The sequence below is a fragment of the Streptomyces sp. NPDC050703 genome (assembly GCF_040654435.1).
GTDB lineage: Bacteria > Actinomycetota > Actinomycetes > Streptomycetales > Streptomycetaceae > Streptomyces.
The window spans coordinates 1-2,783 of record NZ_JBFAHX010000101.1; the positions used below are offsets into that span (position 1 = coordinate 1).

Annotated in this window: 1 protein-coding gene; it reads right to left on the reverse strand. The window is 69.6% G+C overall.

Translation table 11 applies throughout. The annotated features are described in order from the left end of the window. On the reverse strand, positions 1 to 2,783 hold a 2,783-nt coding region (locus tag AB0I16_RS35735; RefSeq protein ID WP_363253851.1), incomplete at both ends, for an amino acid adenylation domain-containing protein.

Here is a 2,783-nt window from a genome sequence, read left to right on the forward strand (position 1 = left end):
TCCCGCTGCCACAACGCGTAATCCGCGTACTGCACCGGCAACGGCACCCACTCCGGCACCCGACCCTCACAACGCGCCGCATACGCGGACGTCAGATCCCGGGCCAGCGGCCCCATCGACCAGCCGTCGCCCGCGATGTGGTGCACCACCACCACGAGCACATGCTCCTCAGGACCCGTGGCGAACAGCCATGACCGCAGCGGAATCTCGGCGCTCAGGTCGAAGGCGTACTGTGCCGCTTCCGCCGCCATGCCGTTGACCTCGTCCGCGCTCACCTCGGCGATGGCCAGCTCGAAGCCGGCTTCCTCCACCGAAAGGATGCGCTGGTACGGCTCCCCGTCGGCCACCGCGAACACCGTCCGCAGCACCTCATGGCGCCCCACCACATCCCGCAGCGCCCCCTCGAGCGCTTGCCGGTCCAACTCGCCGGTCAGCCGCAGCATCACCGGCTGGTTGTAGGTGGAACTCGGTCCTTCCAGCTGGTCGATGAACCACAGCCGACGCTGGGCGTACGACAAGGGAATCCGTTCCGGACGCGCTCCTGCCACCAGCGCCGGGCGCGCCACGTCTGCCTGGCCCAGCCGCGCCGCGAGGCCCGCGGGCGTCGGCACCTCGAACAGTGTGCGCAGCGGCATCTCCACACCGAGGACCGCACGCACGCGGCTCACGAGACGCGTAGCGAGCAGCGAATGCCCGCCGAGTGCGAAGAAGTCGTCGTCGACTCCGACCTGGTCAAGGCCGAGGACCTGCGCGAACGCCTGGCAGAGGATCTCCTCCTGCAACGACACCGGACCACGGCCCGCGCCGGCCGTGTACTCGGGAGCGGGCAGCGCCTTGCGGTCCAGCTTGCCGTTCACCGTCAGCGGCAGCTCGGACATGACGACAACTGCTGACGGCACCATGTAGGCGGGCAACCGGTCGGCCGCGAAGGCGCGTACCTCGTCGGCAAAGCCCTCCGGAACGTCATCCTGTCCGCGCGCCGGAACGACATAGGCGATCAGGCGCTTGTCCCCAGGGGCGTCCTCCCGCGCGATCACCGCTGTCCGCCCCACCGCCGGATGTGCGGCGACGACCGCCTGGACCTCGCCCGGCTCGATCCGGAACCCACGGATCTTGACCTGCTCATCTCCACGGCCGAGGTATTCCAGTCGGCCCTCCGCCGACCACCGCACCACGTCTCCGGTCCGGTACATCCGCTCGCCCGAACTCCCGTACAGGGATGCGACGAACCGCTCCGAGGTCAGCCCCGGCCTACGCAGGTAGCCACGGGCCAGCTGCTCGCCGGCCACGTACAGTTCGCCCGCCACACCCACCGGCACCGGTCGCAGCGCGCCGTCCAGAACGTATGCCCGCACATTCGCGACGGGCACACCGATCGGCACTCCCGCGTCCGCGGAGCCGTCATCCACCGTGTCAGCGGCGGAACGGGCATCCGCGGGACTGATGGAGTAGGTGATGCATCCGACGGTCGCCTCCGTCGGGCCGTACTCGTTCACGACCGTGGCGGCGGGGTTGGCGCGACGCCAGCGCCGGACCACCTCGACCGGCAGGGCTTCTCCGCCCACGACCAGGTCGCCGGAGAGCTGATGTTCCGGTGCCAGGTCGCCCAGCAGCGCGAGGTGACTAGGAGTCACCTTCAGGAAGGTGACTCCCGGCTCGGCCGACAGCGCCTCACGTACGTCCGCGCTCTCGGTCAGCCCGATCACGCGCACGCACCCGCCGACCACCAGCGGCCCCAGCAACGATGTCACCGTCAGGTCGAACGCGACGGAGGAATGAAGGCCCGCCGCCCCGCGCAACCCCGGATAGTTCGCACCGCACCACCGCAGGTAGTCCGCCACACTCCGTTGTGTGATCATCACGCCCTTCGGACGCCCCGTAGAGCCCGAGGTGTAGATGATGTAGGCCGGGTGGGCCGGGACGAGGGGGCAGTTGCGGTCGGCGTCCGTGAGGTTCTCACCTGACAGGCCGGCCAGCTGCTCCTCGGTGCCGGGCTCGCCCAGCACGATGTTCGTCGTCGCGAGCAGTCCGGATGCGGCGGCAGTGGGGGTGGTGATCACGCAGGCCAGGGCTGCGTCGTCAACCATGTACGCGATGCGATCCGCCGGGTAGTCGGTATCGATGGGCAGGTAGGCCGCGCCCGCCTTCAGCACCGCCAGGATCGAGACGACCAGATCGGCCGACCGCGGCAGCGCGAGTCCCACCACCATCTCAGGACCCACCCCGTTGGCCGCGAGGAGTCGCGCCAGCCGGTTCGCTCGGGCGTCCAGCTCGGCGTAGGAGAGCTCCGCGTCGTCGACGGCCACAGCCGCGGCGTCAGGAGTGCGCGCGACCTGGGCCGCGAACAGCGCGGGCACCGTCGTCGCTCCGACCTGCGTCGTCGTGTCGTTCCAGTCCTGCAGGAGTCGGCCTTGTTCGACCTCGTCGATGATGTCGACAGCTGACAGCGGACCGTTGACGTCGCCTTCCAGTACGGCGACGAGGTTGTCCAGGCAGGTGTGCAGCAGTCGGCACACCGCCTCGCCGTCCACCGATCTGACGGCATCCACCGTCAGCCCGAACCGGGACTCCAGGTCGTCGACCGACACGGTCACGGGGTAGTTCGTCACCTCGCGCATGGACACCGTGCGGATGCCCCGTGTGGCGGTGTCAGCATCCGGACCCGGGGTTGCCTGCGGGCGCCGCCCATGCCGGTAGTTGAACAGTGAGGTGAACAGCGGGCTGCTGCCCTGGATGCCGCTGGCCTGCTGTGCCAGCGTCAGCGGCGCGTGCTCGTGCACCAG